At 67.6% G+C, this 24869-nt stretch carries 20 protein-coding genes; 12 read left to right on the top strand and 8 right to left on the bottom strand.

Translation table 11 applies throughout. The features are described from left to right. The first annotated feature begins 114 nt into the window (after positions 1 to 114). Together GGR89_RS13055 and GGR89_RS22685 are read left to right on the top strand one after the other, a co-directional pair. On the top strand, positions 115 to 1551 hold the full coding sequence (locus tag GGR89_RS13055; RefSeq protein WP_280740980.1) for a putative bifunctional diguanylate cyclase/phosphodiesterase: 1437 nt from the start codon (positions 115 to 117) through the stop codon (positions 1549 to 1551). After that, positions 1473 to 1802 carry an EAL domain-containing protein gene (locus GGR89_RS22685; RefSeq protein WP_342449846.1) on the top strand — a complete coding sequence of 110 codons (330 nt, stop codon included), beginning with the start codon at positions 1473 to 1475 and terminating at the stop codon, positions 1800 to 1802. Before GGR89_RS13055 ends, GGR89_RS22685 begins: the two co-directional genes overlap by 79 nt. On the opposite strand, the gene mutS is transcribed toward GGR89_RS22685, so the two are convergent. Next, entirely contained in the window at positions 1799 to 4378 is a 2580-nt protein-coding gene (gene mutS, locus GGR89_RS13050) for a DNA mismatch repair protein MutS (RefSeq protein ID WP_125976663.1), read from the bottom strand. The genes GGR89_RS22685 and mutS overlap by 4 nt on opposite strands. A gap of 111 nt (positions 4379 to 4489) precedes the next feature. Between mutS and GGR89_RS13045 the strand changes: the two genes are divergently transcribed. After that, on the top strand, positions 4490 to 6025 hold the full coding sequence (locus GGR89_RS13045) for a hypothetical protein (RefSeq protein WP_125976641.1): 1536 nt from the start codon (positions 4490 to 4492) through the stop codon (positions 6023 to 6025). A 93-nt stretch (positions 6026 to 6118) separates the two neighbouring features. Continuing rightward, positions 6119 to 8374, top strand: coding sequence for an NADP-dependent malic enzyme (locus GGR89_RS13040; protein ID WP_125976642.1), 2256 nt, complete (start codon positions 6119 to 6121; stop codon positions 8372 to 8374). Positions 8375 to 8399: 25 nt separating this feature from the next. On the opposite strand, the gene GGR89_RS13035 is transcribed toward GGR89_RS13040, so the two are convergent. After that, positions 8400 to 9188: an SDR family oxidoreductase gene (locus GGR89_RS13035; RefSeq protein ID WP_125976643.1), complete on the bottom strand. Its 789-nt coding sequence runs from the start codon at positions 9186 to 9188 to the stop codon at positions 8400 to 8402. A gap of 125 nt (positions 9189 to 9313) precedes the next feature. Beyond that, on the bottom strand, positions 9314 to 10459 hold the full coding sequence (locus tag GGR89_RS13030) for an acyl-CoA dehydrogenase family protein (RefSeq protein WP_125976644.1): 1146 nt from the start codon (positions 10457 to 10459) through the stop codon (positions 9314 to 9316). Between the two features lie 138 nt (positions 10460 to 10597). Here GGR89_RS13030 and GGR89_RS13025 point away from each other — a divergent pair, with 138 nt between their 5' ends. Then, positions 10598 to 12046: an MFS transporter gene (locus GGR89_RS13025; protein ID WP_206434307.1), complete on the top strand. Its 1449-nt coding sequence runs from the start codon at positions 10598 to 10600 to the stop codon at positions 12044 to 12046. 60 nt (positions 12047 to 12106) lie between these two features. Here the strand turns inward: GGR89_RS13025 and GGR89_RS13020 are convergent, their stop codons facing one another. Next, positions 12107 to 12262, bottom strand: coding sequence for a hypothetical protein (locus GGR89_RS13020; RefSeq protein WP_019367690.1), 156 nt, complete (start codon positions 12260 to 12262; stop codon positions 12107 to 12109). A 14-nt stretch (positions 12263 to 12276) separates the two neighbouring features. Continuing rightward, positions 12277 to 13566: an isocitrate lyase gene (aceA, locus tag GGR89_RS13015; protein ID WP_125976645.1), complete on the bottom strand. Its 1290-nt coding sequence runs from the start codon at positions 13564 to 13566 to the stop codon at positions 12277 to 12279. Between the two features lie 439 nt (positions 13567 to 14005). Between aceA and GGR89_RS13010 the strand changes: the two genes are divergently transcribed. The 4 genes from GGR89_RS13010 (at position 14006) to GGR89_RS12995 (ending at position 17387) form a co-directional block, all read left to right on the top strand. After that, positions 14006 to 15388 (top strand): helix-turn-helix domain-containing protein, encoded by a 1383-nt coding sequence (locus GGR89_RS13010; protein ID WP_125976646.1) that lies wholly within the window; start codon positions 14006 to 14008, stop codon positions 15386 to 15388. Between the two features lie 53 nt (positions 15389 to 15441). Then, entirely contained in the window at positions 15442 to 15960 is a 519-nt protein-coding gene (locus GGR89_RS13005) for a hypothetical protein (protein WP_125976647.1), read from the top strand. A gap of 159 nt (positions 15961 to 16119) precedes the next feature. After that, a complete protein-coding gene (locus GGR89_RS13000) occupies positions 16120 to 16866 on the top strand; it encodes a hypothetical protein (protein ID WP_125976648.1) in 747 nt (248 codons plus the stop codon). Next, entirely contained in the window at positions 16863 to 17387 is a 525-nt protein-coding gene (locus GGR89_RS12995; protein WP_206431067.1) for a hypothetical protein, read from the top strand. The genes GGR89_RS13000 and GGR89_RS12995 overlap by 4 nt, the downstream gene beginning before the upstream one ends. A 12-nt stretch (positions 17388 to 17399) precedes the next feature. Here the strand turns inward: GGR89_RS12995 and GGR89_RS12990 are convergent, their stop codons facing one another. The 3 genes from GGR89_RS12990 to GGR89_RS12980 form a co-directional block, all read right to left on the bottom strand. Then, positions 17400 to 19499: a S9 family peptidase gene (locus tag GGR89_RS12990; RefSeq protein WP_125976649.1), complete on the bottom strand. Its 2100-nt coding sequence runs from the start codon at positions 19497 to 19499 to the stop codon at positions 17400 to 17402. Positions 19500 to 19684: 185 nt separating this feature from the next. Beyond that, positions 19685 to 19984, bottom strand: coding sequence for a hypothetical protein (locus GGR89_RS12985; protein WP_125976650.1), 300 nt, complete (start codon positions 19982 to 19984; stop codon positions 19685 to 19687). 21 nt (positions 19985 to 20005) lie between these two features. Further along, positions 20006 to 22840, bottom strand: a complete 2835-nt coding sequence (locus GGR89_RS12980; RefSeq protein ID WP_125976651.1) for a M16 family metallopeptidase — start codon at positions 22838 to 22840, stop codon at positions 20006 to 20008. Between GGR89_RS12980 and GGR89_RS12975 the strand changes: the two genes are divergently transcribed. From GGR89_RS12975 to GGR89_RS12965, 3 genes are all read left to right on the top strand, one after another. After that, complete coding sequence (locus tag GGR89_RS12975) at positions 22830 to 23021, top strand: hypothetical protein (protein ID WP_126000660.1); 192 nt, start codon at positions 22830 to 22832, stop codon at positions 23019 to 23021. The genes GGR89_RS12980 and GGR89_RS12975 overlap by 11 nt on opposite strands. Positions 23022 to 23246: 225 nt before the next feature. Further along, the gene (locus GGR89_RS12970; protein WP_125976652.1) at positions 23247 to 24092 is read left to right on the top strand and encodes a sulfotransferase family protein; all 846 of its coding nucleotides are present in this window, start codon (positions 23247 to 23249) and stop codon (positions 24090 to 24092) included. Between the two features lie 115 nt (positions 24093 to 24207). Further along, positions 24208 to 24855 carry a queuosine precursor transporter gene (locus tag GGR89_RS12965; protein WP_125976653.1) on the top strand — a complete coding sequence of 216 codons (648 nt, stop codon included), beginning with the start codon at positions 24208 to 24210 and terminating at the stop codon, positions 24853 to 24855. The last annotated feature ends 14 nt before the right edge of the window (positions 24856 to 24869 follow it).

The raw sequence follows: 24869 nt of genomic DNA, 5'->3' as shown, positions 1-24869 counted from the left end.
GCCCTTAGTTATCGGAAAATTACGCTTCCGATATGGATTTACCCCAACTAGGCAGCGCCCGAGTCGACAGGGCAGAGCCGCACGCTCCAGGGATTATTGGCAGCGGAGCGCCCGATGCAGCAGGCAGAGCAGGGAGACGCGGACACGGCGCTCGGCGCCTGTATGCGGATGATGCTGGAGGCGTTGCCCTCGCCGGTGCTGCTGATCGACCAGGACGATCGCATCGTCGAAGTGAACCAGGCATATTGCGATCTGGTCGGCAAAGACCGGGCGCATTGGCTGTCGACGCCGATTGAGGCCTGTCTCTCGCCCAAACTGATCACCCGCTTCGTCGCCGAACATGCCCAGGTCTTCGCCACCGGCAAGGACCTCGAGACCGAAGAGCTGCTCGTCGGCCATGACGGAACGGTACGGAACCTGGTCACCCGCCGCCGCCGGATCATCGTTGGCGACACGCCGCTGGTGCTGACGATCCTTACCGACATCACGCCGTTGCGCGCCGCGGAATCGCGTATTCGTCACCTTGCCTATCACGACACGTTGACCGGCCTGCCCAACCGCGCCGCGCTCAACGAGCAACTGACCGGTGCGCTGGCGACGTGTCCACCGTCGGGGCCTGCGCTGGTGCTGATCGACCTCTACCAGTTCAAGGACATCAACGACGCTTTCGGGGATGGCGTCGGCGATGCCCTGCTCCGAGCTTTCGCCTACCGGCTCGCGGGCGCTGCCCGCGGGTCGGACCGTGTGGCGCGGACCGGTGGCGACAGTTTCGCGGTGCTGCTTGAGGATTGCGGCGACGCCGCCGCTGCCGAGGCGGCATGCAGGCGGGTGCTCGCGCTGATCGACGCGCCGCTCGTCGGGCCTTCGGGGGCCGTCACGCTCGGCGTCTCGGTCGGTTGCGCCTGGGCGGAACCCGGCCTGTCCCCCGCAGAACTGCATCGCCGCGCCGAATTCGCGCTCTACGAGGCGAAGCGCCAGCCGGCCAACGCCTTTCGCCTCTACGATGCCGCGCTGGCGGCCGAAGTGCAGGCGCGCCGGACGTTGGAAGCGGATCTGCGCACTGCGCTTGCTGTGGGTGACCAGCTCGACCTCCATTACCAGCCGGTGATCGATGCCGGCGGCCACCGCGTCGTCGGGGTCGAGGCGCTGGTGCGCTGGCACCATCCGCAGCAAGGCACGATCCCGCCGCTGCGCTTCATTCCCGTTGCCGAGGCGAGCGGGCTGATCGTGCCGCTCGGCGAATGGGTGCTCGATCGCGCGGCTGCGATGATGGTACGCTTCCCGTCGCTTTCGCTGGCAGTGAACCTGTCGCCAATCCAGCTGCGCAGTCCGGACATCGACTCCCGCATCCTCGCCATCCTTGCGCGGCACGGGATGGATCCCCGGCAATTGCAGCTCGAAGTCACCGAAAGCACGATGCTGCCATGGATGCCAGCGTCGAACTGGTTTTGGGCCGGTTGCGCAAGGCGGGCGTGCAACTGGTGCTCGACGATTTCGGCACGGGCTATTCGAGCCTCTCGCACCTCCACAAGCTGGCGGCGGATCGCGTGAAGATCGACCAGAGCTTCGTCCGCGACCTCGCCCGTTCGAAGGATGCGCGGGCGATCATCCAGGCGGTGCTGGGGATCGGCCAGTCGCTCGGCATCGGCGTGACCGCGGAAGGCGTGGAAGACGAATTGCAGCAAGGCTTCCTGCGTTCGTATGGGTGCCACGAATATCAGGGCTATCTGTTCTCGCGACCGCTGCCGGCTGATGCAGCGGCGGCCTTCCTAGAAGCGCACACGGAACGCGCGGCCGCCTAGGCCTCCGCCGCCAACCCCTTCAGCTTGTACAGCACGTCCAGCGCCTCGCGCGGGCTGAGGGAGTCGATGTCGAGCGCGTCGAGTTCGTGGCGCAGCGCGTCTACCTTCTCGTCCTCGGCGTGCGCGACGGCGGCGAACAGCGGCAGATCGTCGAGGCCGGCGGCCAGCCCGCCGGTCTTGGCGCGGCCGGCCTCGAGCTTGTCGAGCACCGCCTTGGCGCGCTTGACAGTGGCGGGCGACATGCCCGCGAGCCGCGCGACGGCGATGCCGTAGCTGCGATCCGCCGGGCCGTCCGCCAGCTCGTGGAGCAGCACCAGTTCGCCCTTCCATTCGCGGGCGCGGACATGGTGAAGAGTGAGCGCGTCGCAGCGCTCGGCCAGCCGGGTCAGCTCGTGATAATGGGTGGCGAACAGGCAGCGGCAGCGATTTTCCTCGTGGATCGCCTCCACCACCGCCCAGGCGATCGCGAGCCCGTCATAAGTCGAGGTGCCGCGGCCCACCTCGTCGAGGATCACGAAGCTGCGCGGGGTCGCCTGTGCCAGGATCGCGGCGGTCTCGACCATCTCGACCATGAAGGTTGAGCGGCCGCGGGCGAGATTGTCCGAGGCGCCGACGCGGCTGAACAGCCGGTCGACCAGTCCCAGCGTTGCGCGGGTGGCGGGGACGTAGCTGCCGGCCTGGGCGAGCACCGCGATCAGTGCGTTCTGGCGCAGGAAGGTCGACTTGCCGCCCATGTTGGGGCCGGTGACCAGCCATAGGCGCGAATCCTCGGAAAGCCTGCAGTCGTTGGCGACGAAGCGGCCGCCGGCGCGCGACACGGCGGCCTCGACCACTGGGTGGCGACCGCCTTCGATCTCGAAGCAGCTATGCTCGACCAAGTCGGGGCGCGCCCAGCCGCCTTCGGCCGCGCGCTCGGCGAGACCGGCTGCCACGTCGATCCGGGCGAGCGCGTCGGCGGTCGCAGCGATCGGCTCGCGGCGGGCGAGCGCCTGGCCGGTCAGGTCCTCGAGATGCGCGGCCTCTGCGGCGAGCGCGTGCGCGCCGGCCTGGGTTACCTTCACCGCCACGTCGTGCAGCTCGGGCGCGTTGAAGCGGACGACGCCGGCCAGCGTCTGGCGATGGGTGAAGCCGCTATCGGGTTTCATCAGCGCGTCGGCCGAGCGCGCGGGGACTTCGATATGATAGCCGAGCACGCCGTTGTGGCGGATTTTGAGCGCGGTGATGCCGGTGCGGCTGCGATACTCGGCCTCCAGCAGGGCGATGGCGCGGCGGCCGCCGGCGCCGGCGTCGCGCAGGTCGTCGAGCGCGGCGTCATAGCCCTCGGCGATATAGCCGCCATGCGCGGCATCGACCGGCGGCTCGGGGACGAGCGCGCGACTGAGCAGGTCGATCAGCGCGCCATGGCCGCGCAGCTGGGGCGCAAGCTCGCGGAGCAGGGCGGGAGCGTCGGCCAGTCGGTCGAGCTTTTCGCCCAGCCGCCAGGCGCCGTCGAGCCCGTCGCGAAGCTGGCCGAGGTCGCGGGGCGAACCGCGGCCGGCGGCAAGGCGGCCGAGCGCACGGCCAATATCGGGCAGCGCACGCAGCGTCGCGCGGATATTCTCGCGCAGGCCGGCATCGTCGTGGAACAGCGTGACCAGATCCAGCCGCGCGTCGATCGCATCACGGTCCATCAGCGGCGCGGCGATATCGGCACCGAGCAGGCGGGCGCCGGCGCCGGTCACCGTGCGGTCGACCGCGTCGAGCAGGCTGCCCTTTCGCGCGCCCGCAGCGCTGACGGTGAGTTCGAGGCTCTCGCGCGTCGCTGCGTCGATCGCCATCGCCGCCTCGGCGCGGCTGACGCGCGGCGGGCGCAGGAAGGGGAGCGAGCCCTTGGCGGTATGCTCGAGATAGGCGACCAGCCCGCCCGCCGCCGCCAGCCCGGCGCGGGAGAACTGCCCGAAGCCATCGAGCGTCGCCACGCCGAACAGCCGCTTCAGCCGCGCCTCGCCGCCAGCGCTGTCGAAGTCGAGTTTGGGGCGGAGTGCCGTCGCCAGTTCGGCAAAGTCGGTCGTGTCGCAGGCGATCGTCTCGGCGGGATCGAGCCGAGCGAGTTCGGCACCCAGCCGCGCGGCATCGGTCTCGATCAGCTCGAACCGGCCGGTGGAGATGTCGGCGCAGGCGATCGCGACCCCGCCGCCCGCTTCGCCCACGGCCACGCACCAGTTGGCGGTGCGGCTGTCGAGCAGCGCCTCCTCGGTCAGCGTGCCTGCCGTCACCACACGGACGATCGCGCGCGAGACCAGCGCCTTTGAGCCCGCGCGCTTCTTGGCTTCCTCGGGGGTCTCGGTCTGGTTGGCGATGGCGACGCGGTGGCCGGCCTTGATCAGCCGGGCGAGATAGGCCTCCATCGCGTGCACCGGCACGCCGCACATCGGGATCTTGTCGCCCTCATGCTCGCCGCGCGAGGTGAGCGCGATGTCGAGCACCGAACTCGCCGTCTTCGCATCCTCGAAGAACAGCTCGAAGAAATCGCCCATCCGGTAGAAGAGCAGGCAATCCCCCGCCTCTTCCTTGAGCGCGAGATACTGGGCCATCATCGGGGTAGGGGCGGCAGAGGACATCGACCCTCGCTACCGGAAGCATGGGGGGCGGCACAAGTCGCGGCCATGGGGTGACGCTGGTGGAAACTGGGGATAAGGCACGGGCCCATGACCTTCTTTTCCGCGCAGACGGGCAAGGCAGCGGTGCTGCGCTGGCACTGGATCCTGCTGCTGTCGATGCTGTCGATCCTCCCCTTCCTGTTCGTGCGCGTGCCGCCGCTGGTCGACGTGCCGGGCCATATCGGGCGGTTTGCGGTGCAGCTGGCGCCGGCGGAGAACATTCTCCATCGCTATTTCGTCTTCGCCTGGCGGCCGACCCTCAACCTCGGCGCCGATCTTATCGTCCAGGCGCTGCATCCGCTGCTGGGGCCGGTGGCGGCGATGTGGCTGGTCTGCGCGGCGGTGCCGGCGCTGACCGTGCTGGGGCTGCTGGCGGTCACCCGGCGAATGAACCCGGGCGGTGCGGCGGCGCTGCCCTTCGCGCTGCTGTTCGTCTACAACGATTCCTTCCTGTGGGGCTTCGTCAACTATGCGCTGAGCGCGGCCTTGTCGCTGTGCGGCTGGGCGCTGTGGATGGCGCTCGAGCGGCGCAAATCCCTCCGGGCGCTGGTCTTCGCGCTGTTCGCCCCGGTGCTGTTCCTGGGGCATGGTGAGGGCGGCGCGTTGCTGCTGCTGTGGGTCGCGGCCTGGGAGGCCGAGCAGATCGGGCGCTGGTGGCAGCCGCGCGGCCTCGCTGCGCTCACCGCCAGGCTCTGGCCCTTCCTGTTCGTAGCGGTGCCGGTGGTTCTCTCCGCCGGCGGGGAGAAGGGCGGCAAGACCGTCTGGGACTTCTCCGGCAAGATCGACGCGCTGTTCAACATGCTGCGCGACCAGAACATGGTGTTCGACCTGGCGAGCCTGGGCGCAGCCTTTGCGGTGCTCGTCTATGGCCGGCTGCGCGGCGCGCGGCTAGCGTGCGGGGGGCGGCTGGCGGTCTGGGCGAGCTTCGCACTGTTCCTGGCGGCGCCCTACCAGCTTTCGGGCACCGCCAATGTCGATGCACGACTGATCGCGCATGCCATGATGCTGGCGCTGGCGTTGCAGGACTGGAGCGGCGTGCCGCGCCGCCCGCGCGCCTGGGTCGCTGCCGCGGGAGTCGCGCTGCTGGTGCTGCGCTTCGGCGTCACCACCGTGAGCTTCATCGGCTATGGCCAGCGCTACCACCGCGAGTTGCAGGCGCTCGACCATGTCGCGCGCGGCAGCCGGGTGCTGAACTTCACCCTCGCCGATTGCGGCGTGCGCGCGTGGCGCAACCCGCGGATCACCCACCTGGCCAATCTCGCCACGCTGGAGCGCGATGCGTGGGTCAACGCGCATTGGGCCGTGAAGTCGGTCCACCTGCTGGAATCGCGCTATGCGCCGCTGGGCTTCGTGACCGATCCCTCACAGCTCGTCTCGCCACCCGATTGCGTCGGCACCACCGGGGCGGGCCGCCAACGCCACGGCATCGCTCAACTCGTGCCGACGCTGCCGCTCGACCAGGTCGACTATCTCTGGCTTATCGACGTGCAGCTTCCGGCGGGCGTTCGTGACCCGCGGCTCGTGCCGATCTGGCGCTCCGGCGACAGCGCGCTGTACGCAATTCATCATATTAAAGCGACGTAGGGGAAAGCACGGAAAACGCCTTCTGCGGTTTGCAATCGCTGCTGTTGGCTGCTTTAGGAGCGCAAACAGTCAACGAAGTTAGGAGCCGAGCGGATGGCCGAAGAGAGCAACGTCCAGTTTTCCGATCGGGAGGCGCTGCGCTATCACGCCGAAGGCCGTCCCGGTAAGATCGAGATCGTCGCCTCCAAGCCGATGGCGACCCAGCGGGATCTGGCGCTCGCCTATTCCCCCGGCGTCGCCGTGCCGGTGCTGGCGATCGCCGAAAATCCTGCCACCGCCTATGATTATACGGCGAAGGGCAATCTTGTTGCCGTGATCTCCAATGGTACCGCTATCCTGGGCCTCGGCAATCTCGGCGCGCTGGCTTCCAAGCCGGTGATGGAAGGCAAGGCAGTGCTGTTCAAGCGCTTCGCCGATGTCGACTCGATCGATCTCGAACTGAAGACCGAGGACGTCGAGCGCTTCATCGACGCGGTCGAGCTGATGGAGCCGAGCTTCGGCGGCATCAACCTGGAGGACATCAAGTCTCCCGAATGCTTCGTGATCGAGCAGACGCTGCGCGAGCGCATGAACATTCCGGTGTTCCATGACGACCAGCACGGCACCGCGATCATCGCCGCCGCCGGCCTGATCAATGCGCTGTACCTGACCGGTCGCGACATCAAGACGACAAAGATCGTCGTCAACGGTGCCGGCGCCGCCGCGATCGCCTGCACCGAGCTGATCAAGGCGATGGGCCTGCCCAACGACAATCTGCTGATGTGCGACCGCACCGGCGTGATCTACCAGGGCCGCGAAGGCGTGAATCAGTGGCAGTCCGCGCACGCCGCCAAGACCGATCGCCGCACGCTTGCCGAGGCGCTGGAAGGCGCCGACGTGTTCCTCGGCCTCTCGGCCGCCAATGCGCTGCCGGCTGAGCTGCTCGCGAAGATGGCACCCAAGCCGATCATCTTCGCGATGGCCAACCCGGACCCCGAGATCACCCCGCCCGAGGCCAAGCGCGTGCGTCCGGACGTGATCATCGCCACCGGCCGTTCGGACTATCCGAACCAGGTCAACAACGTGCTCTGCTTCCCGTTCATCTTCCGCGGCGCGCTCGACGTGCGCGCGACAGGCATCAACGATGCGATGAAGGTCGCCGCCGCTCGCGCGCTGGCCGAACTCGCTCGCCAGCAAGTGCCCGAGGAAGTGGCGAGCGCCTATGGCACCTCGCACAGCTTCGGCCCCGACTATATCATCCCGACGCCGTTCGACCCGCGCCTGATCGAGATCATCCCGTCGGCAGTGGCGCAGGCGGCGATGGATTCGGGCGTGGCGACGCGGCCGATCATCGACATGACGGCCTATCGCCAGCAGCTGCGCGCGCGGATGAACCCGACCACGTCGGTGCTCAGCATGGCCTATGAGGGCGCCCGCGCCCAGCCGAAGCGGGTCATCTTTGCCGAGGGTGAGGAAGAAGTGGTGCTGCGCGCCGCGATCGCCTTCCAGGAAGGCGGCTATGGTACGCCCGTACTCGTCGGCCGAGAATCGGTGCACGAGCAGCTGCGTGCGCTCGGCGCCAACCCGGACCATTTCGAACTGCACAACAGCGTCAATTCGCCGCTGGTGGAGGAAATGGTGGAGACGCTGTACAAGCGCCTCCAGCGCCGCGGCTATCTGCGTCGCGATTGCGAGCGGATGGTCAATCGTGATCGCAACATCTTCGGCTCGCTGCTGCTCCGCCTGGGCCATGCCGATGCGATGATCACCGGCGTCACCCGCACCTATGCCGAGACGATGCGCCAGGTCCGCCGCGTGATCGATCCGGTCGACGGCCGCACGCCCTTCGGCATCCATGTGCTGGTCGGCCAGTCGCACACTGTGTTCATCGCCGACACCACGGTGAGCGAGCGCCCGAGCGCCGAGGAACTGGCCGACATCGCCGAGCGCACCGTCCAGGTCGCCAAGCGGATGGGCCATGAGCCGCGCGTCGCGCTGCTCAGCTACTCGACCTTCGGCAATCCGGAGGGCAAGTGGATCGACAATATCCGCGATGCGGTGAAGGTGCTCGACGCGCGCGGCGTGCAGTTCGAATACGAAGGCGACATGGCGCCGGACGTGGCACTCAACCCCAAGCTGCTCGCCAACTATCCGTTCGCGCGCCTCTCCGGTCCGGCCAACATCCTGATCATGCCGGGCCTGCAATCGGCCAATATCTCGGCCAAGCTGCTGCGCGAACTGGGCGGCGACTCCACCATCGGTCCGATGCTGATCGGCATGGAGAAGTCGGTGCAGATCGCGCCGATGACCTCCACCGCTAGCGAGCTGGTGACGCTGGCGGTGCTGGCAGCGGGCGATATCGCCCGCTGAGCTTCAGGCGGGGAGCATCGGCGGGTCAGCCGTCGATGCTCGCGCCAAGCGCCGCGTTGACGAGCCCGCCGTCCACCGTGACGGTTTCGCCCACCAGATAATCGCCCGCCCGGCTGGCGAGGTAGATCGCAGCGCCCGCCATGTCCTCGGACACGCCGATGCGCTTGGCGGGGATGGCCTGCGCGACGGTGCCGCCATGGTCGCGCGCGGCCTTGTTCATGTCGCTCGGAAAGGCGCCGGGGGCGATCGAGGTGACGTGGATCTGGTCGCGCACCAGCCGTGCCGCCATGCGCCGGGTGAGGTGGATCAGCGCGGCCTTCGAGGCCTGGTAGCTGTAGGTCTCCCACGCGTTCAGGCGTTGGCCGTCGATCGAGGTGATGTTGATCACCTTGGCCGGTCGCTCCGCGCTGCCGGCTGCCTTGAGCAGGTCGTGCAGCGCCTGGGTGAGGAAAAAGGGGGACTTCACGTTGAGGTCCATCACCTTGTCCCAGCCCTTTTCCGGGAAGCTCTCGAACGGCTCGCCCCAGGCGGCGCCGGCATTGTTGACGAGGATGTCGAGGCGCGGCTCGCGTGCGGCTAGATCGGCGGCGAGGGCGCGGCAGCCTTCGACGGTGGAGACGTCATGGGGCAGGGGGATAGCGTTCGGGCCCAGCGCGGCGGCGGTCGCTTCGCAGGCATCGGCCCGCCGCGACGACACATAGACCTTGGCGCCCGAGGCGACGAATCCCTCGGCGATCATCCGCCCGATCCCGCGCGAGCCCCCGGTGACCAGTGCCACCCGGCCATCGAGGCGAAACAGCGAAGCTACGTCCATGCCAAACTCCCTCTCCCCTCCGGGGAGAGGGCCGGGGAGAGGGGCAGTCCCTCCAATCCGGCCCTGTTGCTCGTGTGTCCGACTGCCCCTCTCCCAACCCTCTCCCCGGTGGGGAGAGGGTTTGCTCATCCACCCCGCTTCAGCGTCTCGCGGGCGATGATCAGCTGCTGGATCTGGCTGGTGCCCTCGTAGATCCGGAACAGCCGCACGTCGCGGTACAGCCGCTCGATCCCGTAATCGGCGATATAGCCGGCGCCACCGAAGATCTGCACGGCGCGATCGGCGACGCGGCCGACCATCTCGCTGGCGAAGTACTTGGCCGCCGCGGCCTCCATCGTCGTGTTCGCCCTCGCATCCTTCGACGCCGCCGTCTCCAGCACCAGCGCGCGCGCGGCGAGCGTTTCGGTCTTGGAATCCGCCAGCATCGCCTGGATCAGCTGGTGCTCGGCGATCGGCTTGCCGAACTGCTTGCGCTCGCTGGCATAGGCGACGCAGTCGGCGATCAGCCGCTCTGCGACGCCAACGCACACCGCGGCGATGTGCAGCCGTCCGCGATCGAGCACCTGCATCGCGATCCGGAAGCCTTCGCCCTCCGCGCCAAGCCGATTCTCGACGGGCACCGGCACATCCTCGAAGATCACATCGGCGACGCGCGCGCCCTTCTGGCCCATCTTCTTCTCGGGCTCGCCGATCGACACGCCGGGCAGGTCGCGCGGCACCAGGAAGGCGGAGACACCGCGTCCGCCCGCTTCCTCGCCGGTGCGCGCCATTACGGTGAACAGCTGCGCCTTGTCGGCATTGGTGATGTAGCGCTTGGTGCCGCTCAGCCGGTACACGTCGCCGTCGCGCACCGCGCGGGTCTTCACCGCGCCAGAGTCCGAGCCGACGTCCGGCTCGGTCAGCGCGAAGCTGGTGATGATCTCGCCGCGGGCGATCCTCGGCAGCCAGTGCGCCTTCTGTTCCGGCGTGCCGGCGATCACCAGTCCCTGGCTGCCGATGCCGACATTGGTGCCGAAGGCCGAGCGGAAGGCCGGCGTGGTGCGTCCCAACTCGATCGCCACTCGAGCTTCCTCGGCCATGGTCAGCCCAAGGCCGCCATGTTCCTCGGCGATCGAAAGCCCGAACAGGCCGAGCGCCTTCATCTCCTCGACGATCGCGTCCGGGATCGCATCCGCCGCCTCCACCTCGGCCTCGAGCGGGCGCAGCCGCTCGGCGACGAAGCGGCGGACCGTGTCGATCAGCGCGTCGAACAGCTCGGGTTCGAGGGCCATGGCCATCCTCTCAGTTCTAATTTCCGGCAGGTATAGCATCGTAATGGTGCCCTGCAAGCCATACCCGATCTTCCAAAGTGTTTCGTTTGCGGCAGGTGCGCGGCGTCTGTATCGGGGTGGCTGATGGAGAATGGATTGATGGCCGGTCGCACCGCCGAAACCCCGCCCGTACCGCCGAGCCGGCGCGTGGCGACGCCGACGATGCTTGCCTATGGCTTCGGTGCCGCGGCGTACGGCGTGAAGGACTTCTGCTTCGTCACCTTCCTGCTGCTGTTCTACAATCAGGTGGTGGGGCTGCCTGCCGCGCAGGTCGGCTTCGTGATCATGTGCGCACTGCTGTTCGACGCGTTCGTCGATCCGGCGATCGGCATGCTTTCGGACCGGACGCGGAGCCGCTGGGGCCGCCGCCATCCCTGGATGTATGCCGCCTGGCTGCCGATCGCGGTCGGCTGGCTGTTCCTGTGGAATCCGCCGGCATGGAGCCAGAGCGCGCTGCTCGGCTGGCTGTTCGTCACCGCTGTGGTGGTGCGAACGGCGGTCTCCGCCTTCGAGGTGCCGTCGCAGGCGCTGAGCCCCGAGCTCTCGTCCGATTACGAGGAGCGTACTCGGATCATGGCCTATCGCTTCCTGTTCGGCTGGGGCGGGGGCATGGCGATGCTGATGCTCTCCTATGGCTGGTTCCTCGCCGAACGGGCGGGCCAGCCGCACGGCCAGTTCGACCGCGCCGGTTATCCGGGCTTCGCCATCGGCGGGGCGGCGCTGATGGTGGTGGCGATCCTCGGCTCGGCGCTGGGCACGCACCGCGAGATCAAGAACTTGCCGCCGGTGGAGATCGAACCCCAGCCGCTGCGCCAGAGCATCGCCGAGCTGTTCGCCACGCTGCGCAACCCGGCCTTCCTGGTACTGATGACCGCGGCGCTCAGCTATTTCGTCGCGCAGGGCATCAGCTTCTCGATGTCCAACTATCTCTATGCCCATGTCTGGCGCTTCGGGAACCTCGCCTTCCAGCTGCTCGGCGCGACGCTGTTTCTGGGCGTCGTCTTCGCCTTCCTTCTGGCGCCGAGACTGGCCCGCCGGATGGGCAAGCCCCGGGCGGCGACGATGGCGATGGTGTTCGCCGTTCTGCTGCTCGTGGCACCCTATGTCCTCCGCCTCGTCGGCCTGTTCCCGGCGCCGGGAGACCCGCTGCTGCTGCCGGTGCTGTTCGCCATCTTCACCGTCAATGCGACCTTCGCGGTCTCCTCGACCATGCTCGGTGCCTCGATGCTGGCCGACGTGGTCGAGCATAGCGAAGTCGAGACCGGCCGGCGTTCGGAAGGGGTGTTCTTCGCCGGCTTCTTCTTCGTCCAGAAATGCTCGAGCGGGCTCGGCATCTTCCTCACCGGGCTGATCCTCAGCTTCTCGGGCTTCCCCGACGGCGCCAAGCCGGGGACGGTGCCGGAGGGCGTGATCGACCGGTTCACGCTGATCTTCTGCGCCGTCTACCTGCTGCTCGGCGCCATCGCGGCGTTCTTCTACCGGCGCTTCCCCTTCGGCAAGGCCGAGCATGCCGCCCGGCTGGCGCAGCTCGGCGCGCGGGCCGACTGAGCGCGGAAATGCCCGCCGGCTTGAGCTCCGGCGGGCATCCTTTCCTCCCCAGGAAAGACGTCAGGCCACGCGGCCCAAACGGTGGTAGAGGTTCGAGAACTTCACCGATTCCGGCTTGTCCTTCACCGCCTGCAGATGGGCCCCGACGGCCTCGCGGAGCAGGCGGAAATCCTCGGTGGAAAAGACGGCGCGGCTGCGCTGCGGTTCGTTCGACATGGCAATACTCTCCTTTACGCTGCTTCGCTGGTGAATTGGGCGGCTTCGGTGCTCTCGGCGAGCGCGGTGGTGGAGCTGGCGCCCCCCGCCACGGTCTGGGCGATCGCGTCGAAATAGCCGGTGCCGACCTCGCGCTGGTGGCGCGTCGCGGTATAGCCCTCGGCCTCCGCCGCGAACTCGGCCTGCTGCAGCTCCGAATAGGCCGCCATGCCGCGGTCCCGATAGCCGCGCGCCAGCTCGTACATGCCGTAGTTGAGGCTGTGGAAGCCGGCGAGGGTGACGAACTGGAACTTGTACCCCATCGCGCCGATCTCGCGCTGGAAGCGGGCGATATCGTCCTTGTCGAGATTCTTCTCCCAGTTGAAGCTGGGCGAGCAGTTATAGGCCAGCATCTTGTTCGGATGCTGCTTCTTGATCGCCTCGGCGAAGCGGCGGGCGTCGTCGAGATTGGGCTTCGAGGTTTCCCACCACAGCAGGTCGGCATGGGACGCAAAGGCCAGCCCGCGCTGGATGCAATGGTCGACCCCCGTTCCCTCCTTCAGGCGGAAGAACCCCTCGGGTGTCCGCTCGCCGGTGAGGAACTCGTGGTCGCGTTCGTCCACGTCCGAGGTGATCAGCTTCGCCGATTCCGCATCGGTGCGGGCGCAGATCACCGTGGGGACGCCGCACACATCCGCCGCCAGCCGCGCCGCATCGAGGTTGCGGATGTGGGCCTGGGTGGGGATCAACACCTTGCCGCCCAAGTGGCCGCACTTCTTCTCGCTGGCGAGCTGGTCCTCATAATGCACGCCCGCCGCACCCGCCGCGATATACGCCTTCATGATCTCGAAGCAGTTGAGCGGCCCGCCGAACCCGGCTTCGGCATCGGCGACGATCGGCGCGAACCAGTCGCGCGTCGCGCCGCCTTCCAGATGCTCGATCTGGTCGGCGCGCTGGAGCGTCGCGTTGATCCGCCGCGCCAGCTCCGGCCCGGCATTGGCCGGGTAGAGCGACTGATCGGGGTACATCTGCCCGGCGGTATTGGCATCCGCCGCGACCTGCCAGCCCGACAGATAGATCGCCTTCAATCCGGCGCGGACCATCTGCATCGCCTGGTTGCCGGAGAGTGCGCCCAGCGCATGGACATAGTCCTCGGTGCGCAGCAGTTCCCACAGCTTGAGCGCGCCGCGGCGGGCCAGCGTATGCTCCACCGGCAGCGAGCCGCGCAGCTTGGCGACATCGGCGGCGGTGTAGGGGCGCTGGATGCCGTCGAATCGCCCGGCGGGGGCGGGGACGAGATCCTCGAAACCAAGCGACTGGGGCATTGTGAATTCCTTGACTGACTGGCTGAACCTTGTGTGCATAAGTTGGCAAAGTTTGCGCAGGTGGGGAATTCAACGTCGGGTTCGTGCAGGGTGTGGGTGTGTGGCGGGTTGCGGGGCCTCCTTGTTGTGGTGTAAAGTATTTACATATGGGCTGTGGCCCTTTGATGAGAACGTATCAAGAACTAGGGGTGTAGGAAAGTCGCAGTGAGAAGGCGCCGACCTTCCAGCTGTCATCCCGGCGGAAGCCGGGATCCATTGTCGCTCCGGCGCGGCAGGAGGGGTGACGGACAGGCGAATGGATCCCGGCTTTCGCCGGGATGACGGTGGCGGGGCGGGTGGAGGTTGGACCGGAACCACCGCGCCCGCGGCGCGGCCCCTCCACCATGCTGCGCATGGTCCCCCTCCCCGTACCGGGGAGGAATTTCAGGGAAGGAACACGATGGCCGAACGCAAACTCTTCGCCGGGCACGCCATCCGCCGGCTGCGCTTCCAGCTCGCCGTCACCCAGGCGGCGATGGCGGAGGCGCTGGAGATTTCGCCCAGCTATCTCAACCTGGTCGAGCGCAACCAGCGGCCGATCTCCGCCGCGCTGATGCTCAAGCTGGCCGAGACCTATGACTTCGATCCCCGCCGCCTCGCCGCGGCCGAGCCCGGCGGCGGGGCCGAGGCGCTGCGGCGGCGGCTGGCCGACCCGCTGTTCGCCGACCTTGCCATCGATCGCCACCAGCTCGAGGAATGGCTGGCCGGCGCGCCCGACGGGGCCGAGGCCTTTGCCCGCGCCTATGACCGGATGGGCGGCGGCAGCGCCATGCTCGCCCCCGGCGCCGCGCAGGATCCCGGCCCCCAGGTCCGCCGCGCGATCGAGCGCTGGCGCAACCATTTCGCCGATCTCGACGCCGCCGGCGAGGCGCTGGCCGACGAACTGCGCATGGCCGGCGATCCCTATGGCGCGATGGCCGAGCGGCTGCGGGTGAAACACCAGCTCGCCGTGCGCATCCTGCCCGCCGAGGTGATGGTCGATACGCTCAAGCGGCTCGACCTCCATGCGCGGCAGTTGCAGCTTTCCGAGGCGCTCGATCCCAGCGCGCGCGCCTTTGCGCTGGCCGAGCAGCTGGCGGTGGAGGCGCGCGACGAGATCGAGGCGCTGGTCCGCGGCGCCGAACTCGACCGGGTGGCCGCACGGCTGTTCCGCCGGCACCTCACCGCCTATTTCGCCGCCGCGGTGATGATGCCCTATGCCCGCTTCCTGCGCGCGTGCGAGGCCAGCGGCTATGACCTGGAGCTGCTCCAGCGGCGCTTCGGCGCGAGCGCGTCCCAGGTCGCGCACCGGCTGACGACGCTGCAGCGGGTGGGTGCGCGGGGGCTGAGCTTCTTCCTGATGCGGTTCGATCGCGCGGGGCAGGTCTCCAAGCGCTATGCCGGCGCCAGCGGATCGGCGCTGGTCGAGGCGGCGGTGCCGTGCCCCTTGTGGAACGCCTATGACGCCTTTGCGCGGACCGACGAGACGGCGGTGCAGCTGGTCGAGCTGGAGGACGGCGCGCGCGCCTTCACCATCGCGCGCTGCGTGCATCCGCATGGGGGTGCGCCCGGCGGCGTGCGCCCGCGCTTCGTGATCGCGCTGGGCCTGCCGGCGGCGGAGGCGGGGACGCTGGCGGCGGCGCGCGGCGTGGACCTGGCGGGGCGGGCGGCGCCGATCGGGCTGGGGTGCCGGGCGTGTACGCGGCTGGCATGTCCGCAGCGCTCGGCGGCGCCTGCGGGCCGGGCGGTGGCGGGGAGCGAGCGGGAGCGCGGGGTTACGGCGTTTGGGTTTGCGGGGGATTGAGGGCTTGAGGTGCCCGATTGCGCGGATATTCTGCGTACACGGGGGAGACGCGCATGGGGAAGATCGCTAGCTTCGTGCTTGTCGTGGTTTGCGGCCTGATCGTGCCCGGCGGCTTTCATGTCGGACCGCTCGACCGGCTGCCGCCGGAAGCGTATCTCGATCCGGTCGATCAGGAGATTGCCAGAACCGGTGTGGGGAAGCCCGGCCGGCCGTTTCCGTGCGCACGCGAGGTGAAGTTTGGCGACACCGCCGTGGTCGAGAGTGGACCGACCGATAGGTGCGTTCGCATGGAGCAATCCCGTTTATGGCGCGGGCTGTGGCGCAACGAATTTGAAGGGCAGCGCTTCTGCCCAAAGCCTGTCGCTGACTGTTCGGATGCGGCGCCTGGCGAGCGGATTTGGTTCACGCAAGGCGCGTTCATGGGTGAGGAGGGGGCCGTGTACGAGGTGACCTTCGTCGGACGGCGTACCCAGTATCGTGGCACCTATGGTCATCTTGGCATGTCCGATCATGAGGTGATCGTCGACCGCCCCCTGTCGATCCGGTTGGTGGAGGCGCCGCCGAGCCCGTAGCGCCCCTGGAGGCGGGCATGTGAGGCTGGGCCAGTTGACCCCAACGTGGGTTTGGGAGGCTCTACTCAGAACACCGTAACCACTTTCGCTGTAGAGAATTGGTGATTACGTTGCAGGCGTCGCGATGGGCGGCGGTTCGGCAGCAGAAGGGAGGCGGCCGTGGAACCGGTAGAATATGTCTTCCGCATTGATGCGTTCACGCCGGAAACCATGCCCATGGCCCGGCTTGCAGAATATCTGAGCGCACTTGCGAAGCTGCTCGGGCATGCCGAGCATACGCACTTCGTTCGCCTCGACGCGGGCAGCGCCAAGCTGGTGCATCAGGTCGATGCTGTCGATGCGCCGAAAGTTGAAACGCGTTTGAACGGCGTGCGCGTCGGCAACGCGCCCAAGGATGCACTTCAGGCGCAGAAGGCCCTGGAAGAATTGCTGGTGAACGACAACGCCGTGGCGACCCTCACGCGATCCGTCGACGGCGAAATCGTAGTGCCTTTCGTCGGGCGTGATCGGCCGAAGCAGATCACCTTGCCGGCCTTTCGGGAAAGCACGACCTTGCAGGGGCAGATCGTGCGGATCGGCGGCAAGGACGAAACCGCCCACGCGGCTTTGCAGGATGGTGAAACCTATCACGCCCACATTCACATGAAGCGGGCCTTGGCACGGCAGTTGGCGCCTTACCTCTATGGTCCTCCCGTCCGACTATATGGCAACGGCAAGTTCGAGCGGCAGGCAAACGGCGTGTGGGCCATGCTCGACTTCCGTGTGGATCGTTTCGAGGTGCTGGACGATCGGCCGCTCGGCGAAGCCCTTGCGGCGATCCGGAGTGTTGCCGGTAACGGGTTGATGGAGCCCGATGCGTATGGCGAGGTTACTCGCTTGCGACACGAAGGGCATGACGACCAGTGATCGTGGTGGTGGACAGCTCGGCGTTGACGTTGCTCGTCAATCCCGATGCCCGTCCCCCTGACGATCCCGCTACCGGCGCACCGCTGACCCATGCGCGCGAGCGGATCGAGCATCTGATCGACAGTCTGGCCGACAACAGCACGATTATCGTGCCCACGCCCGTTCTCGCCGAAGTGCTGGTGCGCGCCGGGCCTGCGCTCCAGGCAGTCGTCGAGCAGATGGAGCGCTTCCCCCGCTTTCAGATCCGGCCGTTCGACAAGCTTGCCGCCGTCGAGACCGCGATGATGACGATCGACGCTGTTCGGGCCGGCGACAAGAAGGGCGGCTCGGCGGAGCCTTGGCAGAAAGTGAAGATCGACCGGCAGATCATCGCCATCGCCCGCACGAACAATGCGGAGCGCATCTACTCCGACGACCAGGGGCTCGCGACTTTTGCGCGGGCCCAAGGCATCGAGGTGGTGAGCAGCTGGGAGCTCCCGCTGCCGGTGATCCAGACCGAGCTTTTCGACCGCGAGGCGTGAAGCGGTGGAGGGTTACCCCTCCACCCCCAACTGCCAAAGCACGAACGCCATCTCGTCGGCATATTCGCGCAAACTCTCCCAGCGCCCGGACTTGCCGCCATGGCCGGCGCCCATATTGGTCTTGAGCAGCAGGATGTTGTCGTCGGTCTTGGTCGCGCGCAGGCGGGCGGCCCATTTGGCGGGCTCCCAATAGGTCACGCGCGGGTCGTTGAGGCCGCCCGAGATCAGCATCGGCGGATAGGCCTGTGCCTTCACATTGTCGTACGGGCTGTAGCTGCGGATCAGCTCGAACGCCGCCTTGTCCTCGATCGGGTTGCCCCATTCGGGCCACTCGCCGGGGGTGAGCGGCAGGCTCTCGTCGAGCATGGTGTTGAGCACGTCGACGAACGGCACGTCGGCGATCACCGCGCCCCACAGCGCGGGATCGGAATTGACCACCGCGCCCATCAGCTCGCCGCCCGCCGATCGGCCGGCGATGGCGATCCGGCCCGGCGCGGTATAGCCGAGCGCGATCAGCCCCTTCGCCACGTCGACGAAATCGTGGAAGGTATTGGTGCGCTTCTCCAGCTTGCCTTCGTGATACCAGTGCTGGCCGAGATCGTCGCCGCCGCGGATATGGGCGATGGCGAAGGCCATGCCGCGATCGAGAAACGACATGCGGCTGGTCGAGAAGCCCGGCGGGATGGCGTGGCCATAGGCGCCGTACGCATAGAGATAGAGCTTGCCGGTGCCGTCGCGCGGGAAGTCCTGCGGGTAGACGATCGAGACGGGGACGGCGGTGCCGTCGCGCGCGGTGATGGTCAGGCGCTCGGTGCGATATTTGCTGCCGTCATAGCCGCTGGGGATTTCCTGGACCTTCAGCGTCTCCAGCGCGCCGGTGGCGACGTCGTAATCCTGGACGGTGCCGGGGGTGACCATCGATTCATAGCCGAGGCGCAGCTTGGTGACGGCGTACTCCGGGTTGTCGCCCAGGCCCGCGACATAGCTCGCCTCGGGGAACTGCAGGCGCGTCGGGGGCACGCTCGCGTCGTAGCGGTGCAGCTCGATCTGATCGAGCCCGTCCTCGCGGCCCTCGACCACGAAGAAATCGGCGAAGCAGGCCACCCCGGTCATGTAGAAATGGCGCGAAGGGGCGATGCGCTCGGTCCATTCGGACGGAGCCGCGATCGGCGCGGTGACGAGGCGCCAGTTGGTGTCGGTGTCGTTGGTGTGGATGAACAGCGTGTCGCCGTGGGTGTCGACGTCGTATTCACGGCCGGTCTTGCGCGGGGCGACGAGGATCGCCTGCCCCAGCGGATCGTGCGCGGGGAGGAGGCGGATCTCGCTGGTCTCATGGTCGCTGGTGGTGAGCAGGATCCACTTGCGGTCGCTGCTCGTCTCGACGCCGACCGAGAAGCCGAGTTCCTCCTCGTGATAGACCACCACGTCCTCCGCCGGATCGGTGCCGAGGCGGTGGAGCTTGATCGTGCGGGTGCGCCAATGCTCGTCGGTGAGGCCGTAGAGCAGCGCGTCGCCGCCGGACGTGAAGACGAGATTGCCGATCGACCCTTCGATCGCGACATCGCCCCAGCGGCCGGCGGCGCCGGGGATGGCTTCTTCCGTCGCGGTGCCGGTGCCCAGGTCCTTGAAGCGGATGGTATAGCGTTCGGAGCCGTTGTCGTCGGTCGAATAGGCCATCAGCGTGCCGTCCTCGCTGATGCTGACCGCGCCGACGCGGAAATATTCCTTGCCCGCGGCGAGCGCGGGTTCGTCGAGGATCAGCTCGTCGGGGCCGCCGGCGACGGGCTTGCGCCACCAGCGCGGATATTCGCCGCCGGTCTCGTAATCGGTCCAGTAGAGCCAGTCGCCGTCCTTCTGGGGGACGGTGGATTCGTCTTCCTTGATGCGGCCGCGCATCTCCTGGAACAGCGTCTCGGAAAGCGCCTTGTGGGGCGCCATGATCGCTTCGAAATAGGCGTTCTCGGCCTCGAGATAGGCGAGCACGTCCTTGTCGGTGACGTCGGGGTAGCCGGGGTCGCGCAGCCAGGCCCAGGGGTCTTCGATCGTGATGCCGTGGTGGGTGACGCTGTGCGGGCGGGTCGCGGCGACGGGCGGCGTGGGGTTTTCGCTCATGGCGACGTTGTAGGAAGTCGTGGGGCGGGGGCAAGTCCCCTGCACCCCTCTCCCCTCCGGGGAGAGGGAGGGGCCCGCCGCCGCTGGGCGGTGGGAGGGAGAGGGGCGGTGGCGCGGCGGCTTGCGCAGCCGCTCAGCCCCTCCAAGCTTCGCTATCCTCCCCCTCAAGGAGGAGGAGGGTGCCGTTACGCCCGCGTGCCCGTGATCGGGAAGCTGCCGAACGCGCCCGCGGTGACGGTGCCGTCGAGGCTGTCGCCGTTGACGGTCGCCTCGCAGGTGAGCGTCATCGGCATCGGCACCGAGATGTCGAGCGACCAGCTGAGCGTGTCGCCATTGACCTTGCCGTCCTTGATCTCGGTCTGGCCCATCGCGCCGTTGAAGCTGCCGGTGAAGCTGTCGCCGTTGCTGGTAACGCTCAGCGTCGCCTGCTGGTCGCCCAGCGGCGACTTGGTCACGGTGTTCCAGTTGCCATCCACATTCGCCATTTGGATCTCTCCTTCGCGTGATTACTTGGTTGCCGACGGGGCCTTCCCCGCCAGAGAACTCGCGCTGATCACCTCGACAGGCAGGCCGAGGCTGTCAAGCTGCGGACGGACCTTGGCGGCGTCGCCCACCACCACCCAAACGAAGCGATCGACGTCGAGTGCCCCGCGTGCCGCAGCGTCAAGCTGGGCGGCGGTGAGCGCACGATATTTTTGCGCGATGCTGTCGTAATAATCGTCCGGACGGTGGCGGATGTCGTTCTGCTGCATCGCGCCGAGCACCGCATTGGCGGTTTCGAATCGTCCGGCCAGCTCGCGGGTGCTGCCGGTGATCTCGCGGGCGAGCTCGGCGGGGGTGACGCCGCTGGTGGTCAGGAAGGCGCGGACATCGTCGCGGATCGCCTTGATCGAATCGCCCGTGCGATCAGCCTGGACCGGCGCGTTCACCGCATAGGGCACGGCATGCTCGAGCCAGTTGAACCCGCCGCCGGCGCCGTATGACCAGTGCCGCGCCTCGCGCAGGTCCATGTTGATCCGCGAGAGGAAGCCGCCGCCCAGCACCTGGTTGGCGGTGATCGCGACGAGCAGGTCGCTGGCCGGATCGAGCGGGGTCATCTGCCCGGCGACGATCAGCGACTGGGGCGAATTGGGCCGGTCGACCAGCACGATACGCGGGCTCGCCTGTTGCGGCTTGGCGGTGAACGCCTTGACGCCGCCCGCGCCTTCGCCCTGCCAGTCGCCGAAGCGCGCGTCGAGCGCCGCCTTAACCTGCGCCAGCGGCAGGTCGCTGACCACGAACACCTTGGCCTTGTCCGGCCGGATCCAGGCACGGTGGAAGGCGACCAGCTCGTCGCGCGACAGCTTGGCGACCACGGCGGGGTCGCCCGAGCCGTTGGCGAGCTTGGCGTACGGGTTGGCCGGGCCATAGAGCAGCCCCGGCAGCGCGCGGTTGGCGAGCCCGCTCGGGCTGCTCAGCTCGAACTGGATCGCGGTGAGCGTGGTGGCGCGCAGCCGCTCCACTTCCGCCGGCGCGAAGGCCGGGTGGCGGACGATGTCGGCGAACAGCTCGACGCCGCCGCCCAGATTGGCGCTCGGCACGCCGAGGCTGAGATAGGTGCGGTCGGCCGAGCTGCCGCCGCCGATCTCCGCGCCCAGCCGCTCCTTGGCCTCGGCGATCGCGATCGAATTGCGGCTGGTCGTGCCCTCGTCCATCAGCGACAAGGTGAGGTTCTGGGTGCCGGGCTTGCCGTCCGGATCGGCGGTGGCGCCAGTATCGAAGCTCAGCACCATGCGCGTCACCGGCACCGCGGTCTGCTGGGCGTAGATCAGCTCGATCCCGTTCGCCAGGCGGGTGCGGGTGACGGTGGGGAAGCGGATGTCGCGGATCGCGCCGACATCGGGCATCGCGCCGCGATCGCCCTTGGGGATCGCTTCCTCGGCGGCGGGCTTGGCCGGCGCGACCGCCGCGGCCTCCTGATAGGCCTCGCGCTCGCCGGGTTCGACGATGATCGTGAAGGCGGGGCGGGTGAGCCACTTGGCGGCGGCGGCGCGGGCCTTGGCCGGCGTCATCTTCGCCACTTCCTCCAGCCGCTTGCGGAAAAAGCCGGGATCGTTCGAGTAGAGCGCGCCCTCGGCCAGCGCCGCCGCCTGGGCGCGGGTGGATTGCAGGCCCTTGATCGTATCGCTGACGCTGGTGGTGGCGACGCGCTGCACCTCGTCTGCGGTCGGGCCCTTGGAGATCAGCTCGGCGAGGATCGCGTCGATCCGCTTTTCGACCTTCGCCGGGTCGACGCCGGGCTGCAGCGTCGCGCCGATGGTGAAGGTGCCCGCCTGCGAGAAGGTCTCGGCATAGGCATAGGCGCTCACCGCAAGCTTCTCCTCGCGGACCAGCGCATTGGCGAGCCGGGAACTGGCGAGGCCGCCCAGCACCTGGCCGAACACGTCGAGCGCGGCGGCATCGGGATCGTTGAGGCCGGGGATCGCCCAGTTGCGGGTGACCTGGATCGCGGGAACGCGATCCTTGAGCACCACCGTCTTGGCCGCGGGCAGGGTGGGGATGCTGACCTTGGGCAGTTCGCTCTTCGGCCCGCGCGGGATCTTGCCGAAGTACTTTTCGACCAGCGGCCGCGCCTCGGCCGCGTCGATGTCGCCGGCGAGCGCGAGCACCGCGTTGTTCGGGCCATAATGGTCGCGGAACCAGCCCTTCACGTCGGCGACGCTCGCACGGTCGAGATCGGCCATCGATCCGATCACCGAATGGCCATAGGGGCCGTTGCCGAAGAGGCCCTCGACCAGCGTGTAGTCGACCAGGCCATAGGGCTGGTTGTCGCCCTGGCGCTTCTCGTTCTGGACGACGCCGCGCTGCTCGTCGAGCACGCCCTGGGTGATCGCCGGGGTGAGCCAGCCCATCCGGTCGCTTTCGAGGAACAGCGCGCGTTCGAGCGCGGGCCTGGGCACCGTCTCGAAATAATTGGTGCGGTCGTAATAGGTGGTGCCGTTGAGATCGGTGGCGCCGACCTGCTTGAGCGGCTCGAAGAAATCGCCCGGCGCGTTCTGCGAGCCGTTGAACATCAGATGCTCGAACAGATGCGCGAAGCCCGTCTTGCCCGCAGGCTCGTGCTTCGAGCCGACATCATACCAGACCGAGAGCGCGACGACGGGCGCCTTGCGATCGGTATGGACGATCACGCGCAGGCCGTTGGCGAGGGTGAATTGTTCATAGGGGAGCTTCACCTGATCGACGAGCGTGGAAAGCGGTGCGGGTGCGGTAGCGGCGGGCGCCTGCTGGGCGACGGCGGGCAGGGCAGGCGCGGCGAGCGCGATCAGGGCAGTGGTGCAGAGCAGGCGCATGGACGGCATCGAAGCGGAATCCCCCGGGGATGGTTGCGCGGACAGCATAGCCGGGGCGTCAGGCGCGGCAAGCGGCGTGGTGGGTACCGGATCGGACGGCAACCCGGCGGGCGCAGCGGCCGGTTTCGGACAGGCTCAAGCGCTTTCGGCGGCGACCGGCTTCCCGATCCGCGTCCGGCCGACCAAGTGAAATGGTGAACGATTTTCGTGATGATCTGATTGGGATTGCAGATCTTCCCCTAAAGCGTAAGCTACGCGGAAATACATACTGTATCGGCAGCATTAATGATATTATATGTTGCGCAGGCGTAACCTTTTGTCGTGAAGAGGGTATTTCTAGGAAATTTATCGCAGAGAAGGTTTTCCTGATCGAGCGTGCAAAGGCATTGATGGTCTGTGTTGCGTTAGGAGATGGATGTTGAAGTCGCGCATATTGAGCGACCGGTACGAACAGCTCGAAACCGTTGATGTCGCCTCCTCGTCCGGCGAGGACTCGGCTTCGGTGGCGCCCGTTGCGCGGCCTGTCGACACCCCGGCCAAGTATAGGCCCTATCTGGTGGATTGGCGGTTCCTGCCCGAGCATGTTCTGCTTGCCAAGGACACGGTGCGACATGGCATCGTAGGTCTGGGCGCCGCAATGGCGGCCGCGCGCTTGACACGCCCGGTGTGGCGCCGTGCGTTCCGGAACGCGATGGTGCCGCCCGTCCTCGCCGCGGGCCGCCTGTTCATCCACATTCCCAAGACCGGCGGGACGTCGATCTGCGCCAATCTCTACGGGCGCAACCTTCCGCACGCGACGGCAAGCTTCTGGCGGGAGATGTATGGCGCCGAAATCGCGGCCGTTCCCAGCTTCGCCGTGCTGCGCGAGCCGCTCGATCGGCTTCAATCTGCGTACCGGTTCATCAAATATGGCGGCACCGACGTGATCGCCGTCAGTCGCTATGACATGTTCCGGTTGCGCGGTACCGACACGTTCGATCAGTTCGTCGAGCGCCTTCACCTTAACCCCAAGCTGCTGACGACGATTACCACCCTGCAATCCCAGGCAGATTTCGTGTGTGACGCCGACGGCAACCCCATGGTCGATCGTCTCTTCCGGATGGAGAAGGGACGCATGCCGGACGATCTGAATCGGTGGCTCGGGATCGAGGTGCTGCCCGAACTCAATCGCTCGAGCGTCGAGCCTATCCAAATGTCGAACGTCACGGTCGGTCGCGTCGAACAGCTCTACGCCAGCGACTTCGCGCTCTTTCACGGCTGACGACGGCGCGCGCCGTCAAGCGGGGCGATCGCGGGGCGTGATCCAGAAACCGGTGAGACACCTCCGCCCCTCACGCCATCTTCCACCCGGCGGGCTTTGGCGCTAGCACCCGGCGATGGATACCCAGAAGCTCGCCATTCCCCGTTCGCTGTTCGTCTACGCCATCCTCTATGGCGGCATGGTCTGCATGGCGGGCGTGCTCGGGGTGAAGCAGGTGGCGCTCGGGCCGCTGGCGGTGGAGGCGGGGATCTTCGCCTTTCTGCTGCTCGTCGTGCTGTCGAGCGCCGTTGCCGAACTGCACGGCCAGGCGATCGCCACCGGGCTGGTGCGGCTGGGCTTCGTGCCGCTGCTGATGTCCGCCGCGCTGATCCAGCTGGTGCTGATCCTGCCGGCCGATGCGGGCATGTACCCGCCCGCGGTCGCCGCCTTCCCGATCGTGGTGGGGCAGGGGATGCGGATGATGCTCGCCGGGTTCATCTCCTACGGCACGTCGCAGACGCTCAACGTGTTCATCTTCAACAAGCTGCGCGGGCGGGACGGGCCGGGCGGCCTCGTCTGGTTCCGCGGCATGGTGGCGAGCGTGGTGTCGCAGATCGTCGATACCGTGCTGTTCATCAGCATCTCCTTCCTCGGCACGCGGCCGATCCTGGAGCTGATGGGCGGGCAGATGCTCACCAAGGTGGTGCTGTCGATCGTGCTCGTGCCGTTCCTGATCACCGGCGCCGTCGCGCTCGGTCGCGCTCTCGATGGACGTAGGGCCTGAGCGGCTCTAAAGGG

This window comes from Sphingomonas trueperi (genome assembly GCF_011927635.1).
GTDB classification, from domain to species: domain Bacteria; phylum Pseudomonadota; class Alphaproteobacteria; order Sphingomonadales; family Sphingomonadaceae; genus Sphingomonas; species Sphingomonas trueperi.
Note: the sequence above shows the minus strand (reverse complement) of the source record. Positions and strands in the feature narration are given on the sequence as shown.